8 protein-coding genes and 1 pseudogene are annotated in these 19,387 nt (G+C 64.2%); 5 read left to right on the top strand and 4 right to left on the bottom strand.

Annotated elements, in window-relative coordinates; translation table 11 throughout:
• Positions 1-5: 5 nt before the first annotated feature.
• Both pncB and nadE read left to right on the top strand, forming a co-directional pair.
• On the top strand, positions 6-1,223 hold the full coding sequence (gene pncB, locus PspCFBP13509_RS28535) for a nicotinate phosphoribosyltransferase (RefSeq protein WP_065949032.1): 1,218 nt from the start codon (positions 6-8) through the stop codon (positions 1,221-1,223).
• 1 nt (position 1,224) lies between these two features.
• Complete coding sequence (gene nadE / locus PspCFBP13509_RS28530) at positions 1,225-2,031, top strand: ammonia-dependent NAD(+) synthetase (protein WP_137213012.1); 807 nt, start codon at positions 1,225-1,227, stop codon at positions 2,029-2,031.
• Positions 2,032-2,062: 31 nt separating this feature from the next.
• Here the strand turns inward: nadE and PspCFBP13509_RS28525 are convergent.
• Positions 2,063-2,338, bottom strand: a pseudogene (locus PspCFBP13509_RS28525) (ABC transporter substrate-binding protein); the annotation flags it as partial.
• 121 nt (positions 2,339-2,459) lie between these two features.
• Between PspCFBP13509_RS28525 and PspCFBP13509_RS28520 the strand changes: the two are divergent.
• Positions 2,460-3,815, top strand: a complete 1,356-nt coding sequence (locus PspCFBP13509_RS28520; RefSeq protein WP_065924401.1) for an MATE family efflux transporter — start codon at positions 2,460-2,462, stop codon at positions 3,813-3,815.
• Here the strand turns inward: PspCFBP13509_RS28520 and PspCFBP13509_RS28515 are convergent.
• Positions 3,799-4,386 carry a TetR/AcrR family transcriptional regulator gene (locus tag PspCFBP13509_RS28515; RefSeq protein WP_065949029.1) on the bottom strand — a complete coding sequence of 196 codons (588 nt, stop codon included), beginning with the start codon at positions 4,384-4,386 and terminating at the stop codon, positions 3,799-3,801. The two genes, PspCFBP13509_RS28520 and PspCFBP13509_RS28515, sit on opposite strands and share 17 nt — an antisense overlap.
• 141 nt (positions 4,387-4,527) lie before the next feature.
• On the opposite strand from PspCFBP13509_RS28515, the gene PspCFBP13509_RS28510 reads away from it, so the two are divergent.
• A complete protein-coding gene (locus PspCFBP13509_RS28510; RefSeq protein ID WP_065949028.1) occupies positions 4,528-5,700 on the top strand; it encodes an MFS transporter in 1,173 nt (390 codons plus the stop codon).
• Between the two features lie 23 nt (positions 5,701-5,723).
• Here PspCFBP13509_RS28510 and PspCFBP13509_RS28505 read toward each other — a convergent pair whose 3' ends face one another.
• On the bottom strand, positions 5,724-6,089 hold the full coding sequence (locus tag PspCFBP13509_RS28505; RefSeq protein ID WP_137213011.1) for a type II toxin-antitoxin system HicB family antitoxin: 366 nt from the start codon (positions 6,087-6,089) through the stop codon (positions 5,724-5,726).
• A complete protein-coding gene (locus tag PspCFBP13509_RS28500; RefSeq protein WP_038846635.1) occupies positions 6,086-6,337 on the bottom strand; it encodes a type II toxin-antitoxin system HicA family toxin in 252 nt (83 codons plus the stop codon). The genes PspCFBP13509_RS28505 and PspCFBP13509_RS28500 overlap by 4 nt, the downstream gene beginning before the upstream one ends.
• A gap of 209 nt (positions 6,338-6,546) precedes the next feature.
• Here PspCFBP13509_RS28500 and PspCFBP13509_RS28495 point away from each other — a divergent pair.
• Positions 6,547-19,387, top strand: a 12,841-nt coding sequence (locus PspCFBP13509_RS28495; protein ID WP_137213010.1) for a non-ribosomal peptide synthase/polyketide synthase, incomplete at its 3' end; no start/stop codon positions are given.

Raw genomic sequence — 19,387 nt, 5'->3', positions numbered from 1 at the left:
ACACCATGGAAAGTGCCTACGACTACGAAGCCCCGGTGATCCAGGGCTTGCTCGACACCGACTACTACACCTTCACCATGATGCAGGCGGTGTTGCACCAGCACCCGAATGTCGATGTGGAATACAACTTCATCGTGCGCGCCAAGGAAAAGCTCGGTCACCTGATCCCCGAGTTGCGCGCCGAGCTTGAGAACATGGCCGGCCTGCAGATGCGCGAGGGCGAATTGCGCTTTCTGTTCAACCCACGCTTTCGCGAATACCTGACCCCCGACTACGAACGCTTCCTCGGCCTGTTCCGCTTCAACCTGCGCTATATCCACGTCAGCGAAGTCGACGGCCAACTGAACATCCGTGTGGTCGGGCCGATGCTGCACTGCATCATGTTCGAACAACCGGTACTGGCGCTGGTCAGCGAGCTGCGCAACCGCGCCAAATACCCCGACGTGACCCTGGAAGACGTCACCCGCAAGCTCTACCAGAAGTTCGACTGGCTGGAGAAAAACCTCAGCCGCGAGGAGTTGGCCGACCTGCGCGTCTCCGATTTCTCCACGCGCCGGCGCCTGTCGTTCAAGGCCCAGCGCGAAGTGGTGGACATCATGCGCCGCGACTTCCCCGGCCAGTTCGTCGGCACCAGCAATGCGCACCTGGCTTACGAATTCGACCTGCCGCTGATCGGCACCATGGCTCACCAGTGGATGATGGTGCATCAGCAACTGGGGCGGTTGCGCGAAAGCCAGAACGCCGGCCTGGAAAACTGGGTGCGTGAATACCGCGGCCGCCTGGGCATTGCCTTGACCGACACCATCAGCACCGATTTTTTCCTCAAGGATTTCGACCTGTACTTCGCCAAGCTCTATGACGGCCTGCGCCAGGACTCCGGTGATCCCATCGCCTGGGCCGACAAGGTGCTGGCCCGCTACAAACAGCTGGGTATCGACCCGATGACCAAGGACCTGATGTTCTCCGACGGCCTGAACTTCGAAAAGTGCCTGCCGATCCTGCGGCACATCCGTGGCAAGGCCAGGTTCGGTTTCGGCATGGGCACCAGCCTGGCCTGTGATGTGGACGGCGTTGAGCCGCTGAGCATCGTCATGAAGCTGGTGCGCGTACACGGCGAACCGGTGGTGAAGTTCTCCGATGACCCGGTGAAGAACGTCTGCGAAGACCCCTCGTTTTTGCAGTACGCAGCGAAGGTATTCAATGTCGGCAACGTGGAGGTGTGACATGCAGGAACGTATCGCGCAGGAACTCAACATCGATCGCACATTGGTGAAGGGCGGTGAAGCCCAGGAAATCCAACGGCGCCTTGACTTCATCAAGACCACCTTGCGCCATTCAGGCTGCAAGGCCCTGGTACTGGGCATCAGCGGTGGCGTCGACTCCCTCACCGCTGGGCGCCTGTGCCAACTGGCGGTGGAGCAACTGCGGGCCGAGGACTACGCCGCGCGCTTTATCGCCATGCGCCTGCCCTACAAGACCCAGGCCGATGAGAGCGATGCCCAGGCCTCGCTGGATTTCATCACCCCGGACCACATCGACACCCTGAACATCGCCGCCAGCGTCGACGGCCTGATGGCCAGCCTCAGCGCCACCGAAGCCAGCGCCGCCCAGGTGGATTTCATCAAGGGCAACGTCAAGGCCCGCACCCGCATGATCGCCCAGTACGCCGTGGCCAACCTGCACAACGGTCTGGTGGTCGGCACCGACCATGGCGCCGAAGCATTGATGGGCTTCTTCACCAAATTCGGCGACGGCGCCTGCGACCTGGCCCCGCTGTCGGGCCTGACCAAGACCCAGGTGCGCCTGCTGGCCGGTGCCCTCGGCGCCCCGGCGAACCTGGTGCACAAGCAGCCCACGGCCGACCTCGAAGAGCTGGCGCCGGGCAAGCTGGATGAACAGGCCTATGGCTGCACGTACGAGGAGATCGATGCGTACCTGATGGGTGAGCCGGTGAGTGAGCGGGTGAGGGACATCGTGGAACGCGCCTACCTAAAGACCGCCCACAAACGTGCGTTACCCATCGCCCCATGATCGTTCCCACGTAGCGTGGGAATGATCAACTCGCCGTCTGCAAGTAACTGTGCATCGCGTCCACCCGTGCTCGGGTCTTGTCGGTGGTCGGCGTAGTCGGGCTCGACGGAATCTGGTCGCCTTCTTCCAATGCCGGTGCCTGAGCCTCGGCGGCCAGAAACAAGGCGTTGAGTTTCTGCGCCCGTTCCGGCAGGTCATTGCGTGCGGCCACGTTGAGCAGCACCGCGCCTTCCTTGGACTGTGCATATTCCATCGGCACGCCGAGCCGTTTTTGAGTGGCGACCTGAGTCGGGGTGACGCTGAAGATCCAATGTGGGCATCGGAACCAGCGAGTGTTGGCGCCCCATCCATCATGCAAAGCACAGGAAGATAGGATCCAATTACGGTATAACCCTCGGACGCTTTAGTTTTCCGAGGCCCCGTTTTTCATGCAAAGCCCTTTGCAACGCCCGCTGTGGCAGGTCTACCTGATCTTTCTGGCACCGATGGTGCTGTCCAATTTCCTGCAAAGCTTTTCCGGCACCCTCAACGGTATTTATGTCGGGCAGATGCTCGGCACCCAGGCGCTGGCGGCGGTGTCGGGGATGTTCCCCATCGTGTTCTTCTTCATTGCCCTGGTGATCGGCCTGGGGGCCGGCGCTTCGGTGCTGATTGGCCAGGCCTGGGGCGCCCAGGAAACCGGGATGGTCAAGGCGATTACCGGTGCCACCCTGACCCTCGGCGCGCTGGTGGGCCTGATCGCAGCGGTGCTGGGCAGCCTGTTTGCGCGCCCGGCGTTGCAGGCATTGGGTACGCCTGCGGATGTGCTCGACGATGCCGTGGGCTATGCCCAGATGATGATGCTGATCATGCCGCTGTTGCTGGTATTTATCCTCTATACCCAGCTGTTGCGCGGGGTCAGCGACACGATCTCGCCGCTGCTGGCGCTGATGGTCTCGACCCTGGTCGGCCTGCTGTTGACCCCGGCGCTGATTCGCGGCTGGATTGGCCTGCCGCCCCTGGGGATCCAGAGCGCGGTGTACGCAGGCCTGGTGGGGAATGCCTCGGCGATGCTGTTTCTGATCCTGCGCCTGCGCCATAAAAACCATGTGATGGCGCCGGACCGCGAACTGCTCGCGGCCTTGCGCCTGGACCGCGTCATCCTCGGCAAAGTCCTGCGCATCGGCTTGCCTACAGGCTTGCAGATGGTGGTGTTGTCGCTGTCGGAGTTGGTCATCCTTGCCTTGGTCAATGGCCATGGGTCCCAGGCCACGGCGGCCTATGGGGCGGTGACGCAGATCGTCAACTACGTGCAGTTTCCGGCCCTGTCGATTGCCATCACTGCTTCGATCCTCGGGGCCCAGGCGATTGGGGCCGGGCGGCTGGAGCGTATCGGGCCGATCCTGCGTACCGGGCTGTTGATCAATACGTGCCTGACCGGTGGCCTGATCGTGCTGGGCTATCTGTTGTCGCACTGGTTGCTCGGGTTGTTCATCACCGATGACGCCGCACGCGTGAATGCCGAGCACCTGCTGCACATCATGTTGTGGAGCATCCTCGTGTTCGGCTTCCAGGCCGTGATCGGCGGGATCATGCGCGCCAGCGGCGTGGTGCTGATGCCGGTGGCGATCTCGATCTTCTGCGTGCTGTGTGTCGAGCTACCGATGGCGTACCTGTTGAATGCGCACTTCGGCCTGGAAGGCGTCTGGATGGCGTTCCCGGTAACGTACCTGGCGATGCTGGGGTTGCAGGCCGCGTACTACCGGCTGGTGTGGCGGCATAAGCAGATCAAGCGGTTGGTGTGAGTTTCAGGCCGCGCAGCAGGAGTTCCAGGCCCTGCAAACCTTGCTCCAGACGCTCATCCGGATGTTCTGACCGGGCGATCCACAGGGCGGTGTTGACCAGGCTGCCATTGATCAACTGCGCCAGCGCCAGGCTCGGTGCGCCAGGGACGATGCCCGCCTGCATCAGGGCTTCCAGCAGTTGGCGCAACGACTCGACACAGTGTTGCTGGGAGCCGGTATCGCCCAATACAGCCGGCGCATCCTGCAGCACAACGCGTTGGATTTCGCCGTCCTGGGCCATGCGCAAATAAGCGCGGCAGCGTTCGCAAAAACCGCTCCATGGGTCTTGGGCTTCGTCTGAGATACGCTGCAAACATGCGTCCATCTCACGATCGAGTTGAGCAACCACGGCGGCCAGCAGCCCCTTCTTGTCGCCAAAGTGGTGGTACAGCGCGCCGCGTGTCAGGCCGACGTGGGCGGTGAAATCGTCCATCGATGTATTGGCATAGCCTTGGGTGGCGAAGGCCTGCCGTGCGCTGGCGAGCAGTCGGGCGCGGGTGTCTTCGATCATTTCGGCACGGGCTCGGCTCATGGGCAGGACTCACAATGGGCAAGTGAAAGATTGACATACGCTGCGTATGTTACGCATGATTCGCCACATACGCACCGTATGTATTTTGCCTTGATCACTGCGGATAGCAAGTTCCAGGGCATCAGGAAGAGGTTGAGCAGGATGGCAAACCCTTACGCCGAGTTGTTCCAGGTTCCCGGCTCGCGGGCCTTCGTATTGGCCGGCATGCTGGCACGCATGCCGGTGTCCATGGCAGGTATTGGCTTGATCACCATGCTTTCCCTGGTGCACGGCGGTTATGGCCTGGCCGGTTCGGTGGCGGCGGTGTTCGCCCTGGCCACTGCGTTTTGCGCGCCGCAGGTGTCACGGTTGGTGGACCGGTACAGCCAAGGCCGGGTGCTGCCGGTTGCTGCCTTGATCGGCGGCGGGGCGCTGTTGATGCTGTTGCTGTGCACGCGGTTGCAGGCACCGACCTGGACGCTGTTCCTGTTTGCTGCCCTGGCGGGATGCATGCCGAATATGTCGGCCATGGTGCGGGCGCGCTGGACCGAGCTGTACCGCGGCCAGCCCAGGCTGCAAACCGCCTTTGCCCTGGAATCGGTGCTGGATGAGGTGTGCTTCATCATCGGCCCACCGATTTCGGTGGGCTTGAGCGTGGTGCTGTTTCCCGAAGCCGGGCCTCTGGTGGCCGCGTTGCTGCTGGCGGTTGGGGTTACCACGTTTGTGCTGCAACGCGCGACCGAACCCCCGGTGCATGAGCACCACGCTCACCATCAGGGCTGGCTGATCGCCTCACCGTCGGTGCTGATCCTGATGATCCTGCTGCTGGCCATGGGGGTGATCGTGGGTGTGGTGGATGTGGTCAGCGTGGCCTTTGCCCAGCACCAGGGCCAACCGGCGGCGGCAAGCATCGTGCTTTCGGTGTACGCCATCGGCTCGTGCCTGGCGGGGTTGGCCTTTGGCACCCTAAAACTCAAGGCGCCGCTGCCCCGGCAGTTCCTGTTCTGCGGCGCGGCCACGGCGTTGACCACCTTGCCGTTGCTGATGGTCAGCAACATTCCGGGTCTGGCGGTGGCCATCTTCATTTCCGGACTGTTCTTCGCCCCCACCCTGATCGTTTCCATGGCCCTCGTGGAAAAGAGCGTGCCCGCGAGCCGCCTGACCGAGGGCATGACCTGGCTGATCACCGGCCTGAGCATCGGCGTGGCCATCGGTGCCGCCAGCTCCGGCTGGATGATCGACCATTTTGGCGCCGCCAGCGGGTTCTGGGTGGCGTTGGCGGCGGGGGCGGTGGTGATGGGGTCAGCGGTGTTGGGGTATCGGCGGTTGGGTTGAGCATCACAACCCACAATCAAACGTCAGCCAGTCACGGGGCAGGAATCCCCTCGGTGATGTTGCAGGAATTCGTTCAGCGCCTGGCGCGTCAGGTCGTTCAGGGTCACCTTTTTACGTGTCGCTTCAAGGGCGGCGGCAAGATGAAGATCGTGGCCGACCCGCACGTTAAAAGAGCCTTTGCACGGCTTCTCCGGTGTTTGCCCAAGGGCCTGGCAGGTAGTGAGGTAGTCGTCCACAGCTTCGCGAAATGCAGCGTCCAGTTCGGCGACGGTTTTGCCTTCGTAGCTCACCAGTGCCTTGATGAACAGGATCTTGCCGAACAGGCAGTTGTCTTCGAGGCTGGCTTCGATAGAGCCGACGTAGCCATTGTGTTTCAGTTGGTTATTCACTGAATCAGTTCTCCTGATTTCAATTGTTCGATGATCTGGCGTCGAATGTAGTGTTTCAGTTCGTTGCCGGGATGGGGCTTGTGCAAGGTGATCATTGCACTCGGATCGCCAATGTCGAACTTGACGCGGCTTCCAGCCCCCTCAATCTGTGTGTAGCCAAGACGACGCAGCAGCGTGACGAGCTCGGGCCAGGTAAATGCCATGTGCTCGTTGAGCAGTTTGGCGAGCAGCTTTTCATTTTTGGACACGGCGTTCCCTGCGTGTAACTAAATGTAGTTGCAAAAGATGGTGTCCGTCAATGCTAGCTGGGGTTCGTGTGTCGTTCCCGGGATTGATGTAACCCTTGATGACAGCTCGCTCTGCGCCTCCCATCCCCCGCTAATTTTTCCCTCTCCGGTTCGTTTTATAGGGACGACGTGCCTTTGTGCTTCCTGCCTATTGCTCCGGACTCCAACAAATGAATGCTGAAGACTCCTTGAAACTTGCTCGCCGGTTTATCGGGTTGCCCCTGGAAAAACGCCAGCTGTTCCTGCAGGCATTGCAGAAAGAAGGGGTGGATTTTTCGCGGTTTCCGATTCCGGCCGGCGTGGAGGCAGAGGACCGCCAGGCGCTGTCCTACGCGCAACAGCGCATGTGGTTTCTCTGGCAACTGGACCCGAACAGCGGCGCCTACAACCTGCCGGGCGCCGTGCGCCTCAAGGGTGCGCTGAACCTTGGCGCCATGGAGCAGGCGTTCGCCAGTCTGGTGGCCCGGCACGAAACCCTGCGTACGGTGTTCCAGCGCCAGGCCGATGAGCGCCTGATGCAGGTGGCCGTACAGCCGTCGCTGGCCATTGAGCAACTGGACCTGACGGCGTTGGCCGCGGCCGAACGCGAACACGCCGTCAACGACGCGGCCAGCCGCCAATCGTTGCTGCCGTTCGACCTGGAACACGGCCCGCTGCTGCGCGTGCAACTGCTCAAGCTCGATGCCCAGGAGCACGTGCTGCTGCTGACCCTGCACCATATCGTTTCCGATGGCTGGTCGATGAACGTGCTGATCGACGAGTTCATCCGTTTTTACGACGCCCACGAGCGCAACGAAGCGCCGCAATTGCCGGCGCTGCCGATCCAGTACAGCGACTACGCCTTGTGGCAGCGCCGCTGGCTGGAAGCGGGGGAACAGGCCCGTCAATTGGAATACTGGCAGGCGCGGCTGGGTGATGAGCATCCGGTGCTGGAACTGCCAACGGACCACCCGCGCCCAGCCATGCCCAGCTATCAGGGCACCCGCCACAACTTCGCGATTGACCCGGCGCTGGCCGCGCAGTTGCGCACCTACGCGCAACAGCACAACGTCACCCTGTTCATGCTGCTGCTCGGCGCCTTCAATGTGTTGCTGCATCGCTACACCGGCCAGGGCGATATCCGCGTCGGCGTGCCGATCGCCAACCGCAACCGTACGGAAGTCGAGGGGTTGATCGGCTTCTTCGTCAACACGCAAGTCCTGCGTACTGAGCTGAGCGGGCAAACCCGCGTCGCCGAGTTGCTGCAAGGTATCAAGGAGCACGCCCTTGGCGCCCAGGCGCACCAGGAATTGCCCTTCGAGCGCCTGGTGGAAGCCCTGAAGGTCGAGCGCAGCCTGAGCCATACGCCGCTGTTCCAGGTGATGTACAACCATCAGCCGGTGGTGGCCGACATCGCCTCGGTCAGCACCGCCTCCGGCCTGGAGCTGGCCCTGGTGGAGTGGCAAGGCCGCACCACCCAGTTCGACCTGACCCTCGACACCTATGAAAAATCCGGCACCTTGCACGCCGCGCTGACCTACGCCAATGACCTGTTCGACGCGCCATCCATCGCGCGGATGGCGCGCCACTGGATCAGCCTGTTGCAGGCCATGGTGGCCGATGGCGAACAGCGCATCGGCGAGTTGCCGATGCTGGCCGTCGATGAGCAACAGAGGCTGGTGCACGCCTGGAACCAGACCGCGCAAACGTATCCGAGCGAGCGGGGCATTCATCACCTGATCGAAGACCAGGTACAGCGCACCCCGGATGCGCCGGCGCTGGTGTTCGGCGCGACCATGCTGACCTATGCGCAACTCGACGCCCGTGCCAACCAACTGGCCCATGCCTTGCGCGACCACGGGGTCGGTCCTGATGCGCTGGTGGGTATCTGCGTTGGGCGTTCCATCGAGATGGTCATCGGCCTGCTGGCTGTGCTCAAGGCCGGCGGCGCCTACGTCCCCCTCGATCCCGAATATCCCCAGGAACGCCTGGCCTACATGATCGAAGACAGCGGCATCCAGCTGCTGCTCAGCCAGCACAGCCTGCTGCCACTGCTGCCTGTCGAAGGCATTCGGGTGATGCGCCTCGACCAGGCGCCCGGCTGGCTCGACGCTTACAGCGTCGCAGCGCCCGCCGTCGACATCCACGCGCTGAACCTGGCCTATGTGATCTACACCTCCGGTTCCACCGGCAAGCCCAAGGGCGCCGGCAACAGCCATCGCGCACTGGTCAACCGCCTGTGCTGGATGCAGCAGGCCTACGGCCTGGATGCCAGTGACGCGGTGCTGCAGAAAACCCCGTTCAGCTTTGATGTGTCGGTGTGGGAGTTCTTCTGGCCGTTGATGACCGGCGCCCGCCTGGTGGTCGCCGCCCCTGGGGAACACCGCGAGCCGGCGCGCCTGATCGAGACCATCGGCGAGCACGGGATCACCACCTTGCACTTCGTGCCGTCCATGCTCCAGGCGTTTATCCATGAGCCGGGCGTGCCGCGCTGCGCCAGCCTCAAGCGTATTGTGTGCAGCGGCGAAGCCTTGCCCCTGGACGCGCAACTGCAGGTGTTCGCCAAGCTGCCCCAGGCTGGTTTGTTCAACCTCTATGGCCCGACGGAAGCGGCCATCGATGTGACCCACTGGACCTGCATCGACGAAGGCCGTGACGCCGTGCCCATCGGCCGCCCGATCGCCAACCTCGGCACCTACGTGCTCGACGCGCAGCTCAACCCGGTGCCTGCCGGCGTGGCCGGCGAGTTGTACCTCGGCGGCACCGGCCTGGCGCGCAGCTACCACCGCCGTCCGGCACTGACCGCCGAACGTTTTGTGCCCAGCCCCTTCGGTGACGGCGCGCGCCTGTACCGTACTGGCGACCGGGTGCGCCAGCGTGATGACGGTGTGATCGACTACCTTGGCCGTCTCGACCACCAGGTCAAGCTGCGCGGCTTGCGCATCGAATTGGGTGAAATCGAGACACGCCTGATGCAACACCCAGCGGTGCGTGAGGCGGTGGTGCTGGTGCACGGCGGCAAACAACTGGTGGCCTACCTGGTGCTGGAGGGCGAGGCGCCCACCGACCTCAAGGCCTGGCTGCTCGGTAGCCTGCCGGAATACATGGTGCCGACCCATATGGTGCCCCTGGCCAAGCTGCCGGTGACCGCCAACGGCAAGCTCGACCGCAAGGCCCTGCCGTTACCGGATGCAACGCCGCAACAGGCCTATATCGCGCCGCAAGACGACCTGCAAAAAGCCCTGGCGGCGATCTGGAGCGATGTGCTCGGCGTCGAGCAGGTGGGCCTGGACGACAACTTTTTCGAACTGGGCGGCGATTCGATCATCTCCATCCAGGTGGTCAGCCGCGCGCGCCAGGCGGGGATTCGCCTCAGCCCGCGCGACCTGTTCCAGTACCAGAGCGTGCGCAGCCTGGCGTTGGTGGCCGGCTTCGAGCACTCCACCGTGATCGACCAAGGCCCTGCCAGCGGCGAGGTGATCCTGACCCCGGTGCAGCAAGGCTTTTTCGCCCAGGCGATCCCCGCGCGTCACCACTGGAACCAATCGTTGTTGTTGACCCCGCGCGAGCGCTTGGAACCGGCACGCCTGGAAGCCGCCCTGACCCAGGTGATCAACCATCACGACGCCTTGCGCCTGCGCTTTGTGCAACAGGCCGACACCTGGCAGCAAGCCTACGCCGCGCCGGTCACCGCGCCGGGCCTGTGGCAGACCCACGCCGGCAGCGACGATGAACTGGCGGCGCTGTGCGATGAGGCCCAGCGTAGCCTCGACCTGACGCAAGGCCCGCTGCTGCGTGCCGCGTTAGTGAGCATGGCCGATGGCAGCCAGCGCCTTCTGCTGGTGATCCATCACCTGGCGGTCGATGGCGTCTCCTGGCGCATCGTCCTGGAAGACCTGCAACAGGCCTACCGCCAGGCAGCGTTGCCGACCAAGACCAGCGCCTACCAGCTGTGGGCCGAACAGTTGCAAGCCCATGCCCGCGCGCTGGACGACCAACTGCCGTACTGGCAGGCGCAGTCGGCCGACGCGGACTTGCCGTGCGACAACCCCCAGGGCGGCCTGCAAAACCGCTTGGGCAGCAAGCTCGAAATCCGCCTTGACGCCGAGCACACCCGTCAACTGCTCCAGGACGCGCCAGCGGCCTACCGCACCCAGGTCAATGACCTGCTGCTGACGGCCCTGGCGCGGGTGGTCAGCCGTTGGAGCGGCCAGAACGCCGCACTGATCCAGCTGGAAGGCCATGGCCGCGAAGACCTGTTCGACGGTGTCGACCTGACCCGCACCGTGGGCTGGTTCACCAGCCTGTTCCCGGTACGCCTGCAAGCCTGCGGCGAGCTGTCGGCTGCGATCAAGGCGGTCAAGGAGCAACTGCGTGCCGTGCCCGCCAAAGGCATCGGCTACGGTCTGCTGCGCTACCTCGGCCCGCCTGCGGCCCGCGAAGCCCTGGCGAACCTGGCCGCGCCACGCATTACCTTCAACTACCTGGGCCAGTTCGACCGCCAGTTCAACGAGTCCGTGTTGTTTGTACCGTCTACCCAGGGCAGCGGCCAGGCCCAGGATGCCGAGGCACCGCTGGCCAACTGGTTGACCGTGGAAGGGCAGGTGTACGGCGGTGAGCTGGCGCTGCAATGGGGGTTCAGCCGCGAGATGTTCGAGGCGTCGACGGTGCAGCAGTTGGCGGATGACTACGCGGCAGAGCTCAAGGCCTTGATCGAGCATTGCCGAGCCACCCCGGCAGGGCAGGTTACCCCTTCGGACTTCCCACTGGCGCGCTTGACCCAACAGCAACTGGACGCGTTGCCCGTGGCGGGGCCGGCGATTGCCGACCTTTATCCGCTGTCGCCGATGCAGCAGGGCATGTTGTTCCATACCCTCTACGCGCCAGAAGCCCAGGCGTACATCAACCAGTTGCGCGTGGATATCGACGGCCTCGACCTGCTGGCGTTCGGCCGCGCCTGGCAGGCGGCACTGGACCGCCATGACATTCTGCGCAGCAGCTTCCACTGGCTGGGCCTGGACAGTGCCCATCAAGTCATCCAGCGTCAGGTCGACGTGCAGTTGCACGTGATCGAAGACATCGATGCCGACTTCGATGCGCTTGCCGAGGCTGAACGCGAGAAGGGCTTCGCGCTTAATGCCGCGCCGCTGTTTCGCCTGATGCTGGTGCGGGGCGCCGGTAACGCCTGGCATCTGATCTTCACCAGTCACCACATCCTCATGGACGGTTGGAGTAACGCCCAGTTGCTGGGTGAAGTCATCGCCCACTATGCCGGCCAGGCCTTGCCCGCGCCGCTGGGGCAGTTCCGCGATTACCTGGGCTGGCTGCAACAGCAAGCGTCGGGTGAGACGTTCTGGAAAGCCGCCCTGGCGCCGTTGCAAACACCCACCTTGCTCGCGCAAGCGCTGCGCGCGCCGGTCGATGGCCTGGGCACGGCTGAGCATCAATTGATCCTTGAGGGCGAGTTCACACAGGCCCTCGGCGAGTTCGCCCGTCGCCAGAAAATCACTCTCAATACCGTGCTGCAAGGAGCGTGGAGCCTGTTGCTGCAGCGCTACACCGGTCAGGATTGCGTGGCCTTTGGCGCGACCGTCGCCGGGCGTTCGGCACCGCTGCCGGGGATCGAGCAGCAACTGGGCCTATTCATCAACACGCTGCCTATCGTCACTACGCCTTCGCCAGCCCAACCGGCCGCCCAATGGCTCAACGAGTTGCAAACCCTGAATCTCAGCCTGCGTGACCACGAGCATGTGCCGCTGTACGACATACAAGGCTGGGCTGGTCAGCAGGGCGCATTGTTCGACACTTTGCTGGTGTTCGAAAACTTCCCTGTGGCCGAGGCCCTGAAGCAGGGCGCACCCGCAGGCCTGGCGTTTGGCCATATTCACAACCATGAACGCACCCATTACCCTTTGACCTTGGGCATTGAGTTGGGGGCCAGCCTGCGCCTGGAGTTCAGTTACGACCGGGCGCGGTTCAGCGCTGAACAGGTCGCACGCTTGAGCGCCAACCTGCACCACCTGCTGGTGCAGTTGCTCGCGGATGCCCAGGCGCCCCTTGGCAACCTGCAATTGCTTGACTCCACCGCACAACGCGACGTGCTTGCACTGAGCCAGTCGCCGGGCGCTGCCCAACGCCAACTGCGCGTGCACGAACGCATTGCGGCCCAGGCTGCTGCCACACCGGACGCGCTGGCGGTACAGGCTGGCGAAGCGCGCTTGAGCTATGCCCAGCTCAATGCCCATGCCAACCGGCTCTCCCATCGCCTGCTGGAACTGGGCGCGGGCCCGGGCCAGCGCGTGGGCCTGGCGTCGCGGCGCGGCCCGCAACTGATCGTCAGCCTGCTGGCCGTGCTCAAAAGCGGCGCGGCCTATGTGCCCCTGGACCCGAACTATCCCGCCGACCGCCTGGCCTACATGCTGGCGGACAGCCGCCTGGACCTGTTGCTCAGCGAAGCCGGGTTGCTGGCCGACCTGCCGCTGCCGCAAGGGCTGGCCCGTCTGGACTTCACCGTCTCCGGTACCGAGCTGGCCGGCTACCCTGCCAGCAACCCACTCACCCAGGCTGCCGCTGCCGATCTGGCGTACGTAATCTACACCTCGGGCTCCACCGGCCAACCCAAGGGCGTGGCCATCGACCATGCGGCCCTCGGCCAATTCTGCGACAGCGCCGAGGTCTACAGCCAACTGTGTGCAGAGGACCGCGTGCTGCAGTTCGCGACCTTCAGTTTCGACGGCTTTGTCGAACAGTGCTACCCGCCGCTGTGTGTGGGCGCCGCGCTGATCATGCGTGGCGATGAACTGTGGGATGCCGGGCAACTGGCACGGGAAATCGTCGAGCAGGGCGTGACCCTGGCTGACTTGCCGGCGGCCTACTGGTACCTGTTGGCCAAGGAGTGCGCGGCCGATGGTCGCGCCCTGGGTAACCTGCGCCAGGTGCATGTGGGCGGCGAGGCCATGTCGGTGGAAGGGCTGCGCGCCTGGCACGCGGCCGGCCTGGGCGGCGTGCGCCTGGTCAACACCTACGGGCCGACCGAGGCCACCGTGGTGTCCAGCGTGCATGAGTGCCAACTGGCGGATGCCAGTGATGCGTTCGGTGTGCCGATTGGCCGGGCGAGCGATGGTCGCTCGCTGTATGTACTCGACAGCGGTTTCGAGCTGTTGGCCACCGATGGCGTCGGCGAGCTGTGCATCGGTGCCGAGTTCGGCCTGGCCCAGCGTTACTTCGACCGCCCGGCGTTGACCGCCGAGCGCTTCCTGCCGGATCCGTTTTCGACGGTTCCCGGTGCGCGACTCTACCGCAGTGGCGACCTGGCCCGTTACAACGAGGCGGGCGCCTTGGAGTACGTGGGGCGTATCGACCATCAGGTGAAGATCCGCGGGTTCCGTATCGAAATGGGCGAAATCGAGGCCAGCCTGCAAGCCCTGCCGTGGGTGCGCGAAGCTGCCGTCGTTGCGCAGCCGAGTGCCACCGGTACGCAGTTGGTCGCGTACGTGGTCGCGGCCCACGGCCAACCACTGGATACCCAGGCGCTGGCGGCGGTCTTGCGCCAGTCCTTGCCGGATTACATGGTGCCGGGGCATTGGCTGGTGCTCGATGCCCTGCCGTTGAACAACAACGGCAAGCTTGACCGCCGCGCACTGCCGCTGCCGGACCTGAGCCAGGCGCGACACGTCTACCGCGCGCCGCAAAGCCCGCTGCACATGCAATTGGCGGCGATCTGGCAAACGGTGTTGCACGTCGAGCAGGTGGGGCTCGATGACCATTTCTTCGAACGCGGTGGCCATTCGTTGCTGGCCACTCAGGTGATCTCCCGCGTGCGTCACGACCTCAAGCTGGACGTGCCGTTGCGAGCGTTGTTCGAGCAGCCGACGCTGGAAGCGTTCGCGGCGGCCTGCGCAGGGGTGCAGGCCGGCACTGCCAGCCCGATGGTGGCGCTGGGGCGCGACCGTCCGTTGGCACTGTCCTTCGCCCAGGAACGCCAATGGTTCCTTTGGCAACTGGATCCCTGCAGTGCCGCCTACCACGTACCGACCGCATTGCACCTGCGCGGTGAGCTGGATATCCCGGCACTGGAGCACGCGTTCCAGGCCTTGGTGCAGCGTCATGAACCGCTGCGTACCACCTTCGTGGAAGAGGCTGAGCACACCTGGCAGGTCATCCAGCCCAACCTGGCGATGGTGATCCAACGCCAGCAGGTGCAAGACTCGGCCATCGAGCAGGCGGTCGCGCAAGAGATCCAACGCCCGTTCGACCTGCTCAACGGTCCGCTGATGCGCGTCATGCTGCTGGAGATCACGGCCGCGCACCATGTGCTGGTGATCACCCAGCACCACATCATCTCCGACGGCTGGTCGATGCAAGTGATGGTCGACGAACTGCTGGCGCTGTATCAAGGCCAGGCGCCGTTGCCGGCCTTACCGATCCAGTACGCCGACTATGCCGTATGGCAGCGCGATTGGATGGCGGCCGGGGAGAAACAACGCCAACTCGATTACTGGCGTGCGCGCCTGGGCACCGAACACGCGGTGCTGGAACTGCCCCTGGACCACCCGCGCCCGGCGGTGCAAAGCCAGCGCGGTGCGCGTCGGCGTGTACACCTGGATAACGCCCTGGTGGCCGAGCTCAAGGCACTCGCCCAGCGCCAGGACGTGACTTTGTTCATGCTCCTGCTGGCGTCGTTCCAGACGTTGCTGCACCGCTACAGCGGCCAGGCCGAGATCCGCGTCGGGGTGCCGATCGCCAACCGCAATCGCCTGGAAACCGAGCGTCTGGTTGGCTTCTTCGTCAACACCCAGGTGCTCAAGGCCGACCTGCACGGGCAGATGGCCTTTGACCAGTTACTGGCCCAGGTCAAGCAACGTGCCCTGGAAGCCCAGGCCCATCAGGACTTGCCGTTCGAACAACTGGTAGAAGCGCTGCAACCGGAACGCAGCCTCAGCCATAACCCGTTGTTCCAGGTGATGTTCAATCACCAGGACAACCTGCGCGCCGGCCCGGTGCAACTGCCTGGCCTGGCTCTGCAGCCGGTGGATTGGACCGGTCACACGACCCAGTTCGACCTCAACCTGGAAACCGAGGAGTCCGTCGACGGCCTTTGGGCATCCCTGACCTACGCCACCGACCTGTTCGACGCCGCCACCCTGGAGCGCCTGGCCGTGCACTGGCAGAACCTGCTGCGCGCAGTGGTCAACGATGCCTCCCAGGCCCTGGACGAACTGGCGATGCTCAGCCCATCGCAATGGCAGCAGATGGTCGAAGACTGGAACCACACGACCGTCGACTACCCACGCGAGCGCTGTGTCCACCAGTTGTTCGAAGCACAAGCCCTGACACAGCCGCACGCCATCGCGCTGCAATTTAATGGCGAGGCCGTGAGCTACAGCGAACTCAACCGCCGCGCCAACCGCCTGGCCCATCGCCTGATCGCGGCGGGCGTTGGCCCGGACGTGCGGGTTGCGGTGCATGTGGAGCGTTCCCTGCACATGGTGGTCGGCCTGCTTGCGACCCTCAAGGCCGGTGGCGCCTATGTGCCGCTGGACCCGCAATTCCCGGCGGAGCGCCTGGCCTTCATGCTCGAAGACAGCCGCGCCCAGGTGCTGCTGACTCAGTCGCCGCTGATTGGGCGCCTGGTGCAACCGCAAGGCCTGCAGGTGCTTTTGGTCGAGGACGCCGGCGGTGACGAACACAATCCGCAGGTCAGCGTCACGCCGCAACACCTGGCCTATGTGATCTACACCTCCGGCTCCACCGGCAAGCCCAAGGGCGTGATGGTGCCGCACCAGGCGCTGTGCAGCTTTACCTGCGGCATGGCCGGCACCCTGGACATCGGCGCGCAGGCGCGGGTGCTGTCGCTGACGACGTTCTCGTTCGACATCTTTGCCCTGGAGCTGTACGTGCCGCTGACAGTCGGCGCCACGGTGCTGCTGAGCGGTCAGGAACTGGCGCTGGACCCGGAGGCGATAATCGACCTGGTCACCGCCCAATCCGCCAGCGTACTGCAAGCCACGCCGTCCACCTGGCGTATGCTGCTGGAAAGCCCACGTGCCGATGTGCTGCGCGGTATCAAGTGCCTGTGCGGCGGCGAAGCGCTGCCGGCCGATCTGGCCCAGCGCATGCTCGACCTGCAAGGCCCGGTATGGAACCTCTATGGTCCCACCGAAACCACCATTTGGTCGGCGGCCCATCGCCTGCTGGAGGCGCAACCTTTGGTCGGGCGCCCGATCGCCAACACCGCGTTGTTCATCCTCAATGCCGGGCTCAGTCCATGCCCGGTGGGTGCGGCCGGTGAACTGCTGATCGGCGGCGTCGGCCTGGCACGCGGCTACCACGCGCGGCCAGCCCTCACCGCCGAGCGTTTCGTGCCCAACCCGTACGGCGCGCCGGGCGAGCGCCTGTACCGCACCGGCGACCTGGCACGCTACCGTGCCGACGGCGTGGTGGAGTACATCGGCCGGGTCGACCATCAGGTCAAGGTGCGCGGTTTCCGTATCGAACTGGGCGAAATCGAAGCCTGCCTGCGCGAGCATGAAGGCGTTCGCGAAGCCGTGGTGCTGGCCGACAACGACCGCTTGATCGCCTACCTGGTGACGTCTGCGGCACAGCCGGCGCAAGCCTACACAGCGGCCTTGCGTGAGCGCCTGCCGGACTACATGGTGCCGGCGCACGTGATGTTCCTCGACGGCCTGCCCTTGACCCCCAACGGCAAGCTCGACCGTAAGGCCTTGCCCAAGGTCGATACCCGCCTGTTGCTGAAAAGCCATGTGGCCGCCGTCACCCCGCGCGAACAACAGGTCGCGGCGATCTGGGCCGAGGTGCTGGGCGTGCCCCAGGTCGGCCTTGACGACCATTTCTTCGAGCTGGGCGGGCATTCGCTGCTGGCTACGCGGGTGGTATCGCGGGTGCGCCAGGCACTGGCGCTGGAAGTGGCGCTCAAGACCCTGTTCGAACACCCATTGCTGGGTGACTTCGTGGTGGCCCTGGGTGAGGAGGGCGTGGTCGCGCCGGCGCTGCTCAAGGCCGATCGCAGCCAGCCGTTGCTGCTGTCGTATGCCCAGGAACGCCAATGGTTCCTCTGGCAACTCGACCCCGAAAGCGCCGCGTACCACATCCCCAGCGCCCTGCGTTTGACAGGCCCGTTGGACCTGGCGGCGCTGCAACGCAGCTTCGACACCTTGCTGGCACGCCATGAAAGCCTGCGCACCCATTTGCGCCAGGACGCCGCCGGTACGGTCCAAGTGATTGAAGACTCGGGCCTGATTGAAATCGATTTGGTCGACACCGATGAAGCCAGCCTCAAGGCACGGGTGGCTGACGTCGTTGCGCAGCCATTCGACCTGCTGCGCGGGCCGTTGCTGCGGGCCCGGTTGCTGCGCCTGGCCGAGGACGAACATGTGCTGGTGCTGGTGCAGCACCATATCGTCTCCGATGGCTGGTCGATGCAACTGATGGTCGAGGAGCTGGTGCAACTGTACGCCGCCTTCAGCCACGGGCAGACGCCAGCCCTGCCGGCCTTGCCGATCCAGTACGCCGACTATGCCGTGTGGCAGCGCCAATGGATGGAGGCGGGAGAGAAGGCCCGTCAACTGGCCTACTGGCGTGAGCAGTTGGGCGGTGTGCAGCCTGTGCTGGAATTGCCTTTCGACTACCTGCGCCCGGCCGTGCAAAGCCATCGCGGCGCTCGCCTGGGCATCGAGTTGCAACCGCAGCTGCTGGCCGGTTTGCGTCGCCTGGCGCAGAGCGCCGGAGTGACTTTGCCGATGGTGCTGCTGGCGTCCTACCAGGCGTTGCTGCACCGCTACAGCGGTCAGGAAGACGTGCGTGTCGGGGTGCCGATTGCCAACCGCAATCGCCTGGAAACCGAGGGGCTGATCGGTTTCTTCGTCAATACCCAGGTGCTCAAGGCCGATATCCACGGGCAGATGAGCGTTGTGCAACTGCTGCAACAGGTACGCCAACGTTCCCTCGAAGCCCAGGCCCACCAGGACCTGCCGTTCGAGCAGTTGGTCGAAGCGCTGCAGCCCGAGCGCAGCATGAGCCTGAGCCCACTGTTCCAGGTGATGTTCAACCATCGCGTGACCTCGGCAGCCAATCACCTGCAGCGCCTCACCGAACTGGACGTCGAGGTGCTGAGCTGGGATGAAGGCGTGGCCCAGTTCGACCTGGCACTGGACGTGGAGGAAAGCCAGGCGACCCTGCGTGCCTCCCTGAGCTACGCCACCGATCTGTTTGCCCCAGCCACTATTGAGCGCATGGCCGGCCACTGGCAAAACCTGTTGCAGGCGATGGTTGCCGACCAACAGCAATCCATCAGCCAACTCAACCTGCTGGGCCAGGATGAGCAACGGCACATCCTGCAGCTGTGGAACCAGACTGACGCCGGCTTCTCGGCCGAGCGTCTGGTACACGAAATGGTTGCCGACCGCGCCGCCGAAAACCCCGCTGCGGTGGCGGTCAAGTTCGATGCGCAAACCCTGAGTTATGGCGAGCTGGACCGCCAGGCCAACCGCCTGGCCCATGCCTTGATCGCCCGTGGCATCGGCCCCGAAGTGCGCGTGGCAATTGCCATGCCGCGCAGTGCCGAGAGCCTGGTGGCGTTCCTCGCGGTGATGAAAGCCGGCGGCGTGTATGTGCCGCTGGATATCGAATACCCACGTGATCGCCTGCTGTACATGATGCAGGACAGCCGCGCGAAGTTGCTGCTGACCCACACCAGTGCGTTGCCGCAACTGCCGATTCCCGAGGGCCTGGACAGCCTGGCCATCGATCGCACCGAGGCGTGGGCCGACTACAGCGACACCGCGCCGGAGATAAAACTGCACGGCGACAACCTTGCCTACGTGATCTACACCTCCGGCTCCACCGGCCTGCCCAAGGGCGTGGCGGTGTCCCACGGCCCGTTGGTGGCGCACATCATCGCTACCGGCGAGCGTTATGAGACATCGCCGGCCGATTGCGAACTGCACTTCATGTCGTTCGCCTTCGACGGCTCCCACGAAGGCTGGATGCACCCGCTGATCAACGGCGCCAGCG

The organism is Pseudomonas sp. CFBP13509, assembly GCF_005233485.1.
Classification (GTDB): domain Bacteria; phylum Pseudomonadota; class Gammaproteobacteria; order Pseudomonadales; family Pseudomonadaceae; genus Aquipseudomonas; species Aquipseudomonas marginalis.
This window is presented reverse-complemented; position numbering and strand designations above follow the sequence as displayed.

What these genes read in the sequence shown, in the direction of transcription:
- pncB (WP_065949032.1), top strand. Translation starts at nt 6, where the DNA reads ATGGAAAGTGCCTACGACTACGAAGCCCCGGTGATCCAGGGCTTGCTC.
- PspCFBP13509_RS28510 (WP_065949028.1), top strand. Translation starts at nt 4,528, where the DNA reads ATGGCAAACCCTTACGCCGAGTTGTTCCAGGTTCCCGGCTCGCGGGCC.
- PspCFBP13509_RS28520 (WP_065924401.1), top strand. Translation starts at nt 2,460, where the DNA reads ATGCAAAGCCCTTTGCAACGCCCGCTGTGGCAGGTCTACCTGATCTTT.
- PspCFBP13509_RS28515 (WP_065949029.1), bottom strand. Translation starts at nt 4,386, where the DNA reads ATGAGCCGAGCCCGTGCCGAAATGATCGAAGACACCCGCGCCCGACTG.
- nadE (WP_137213012.1), top strand. Translation starts at nt 1,225, where the DNA reads ATGCAGGAACGTATCGCGCAGGAACTCAACATCGATCGCACATTGGTG.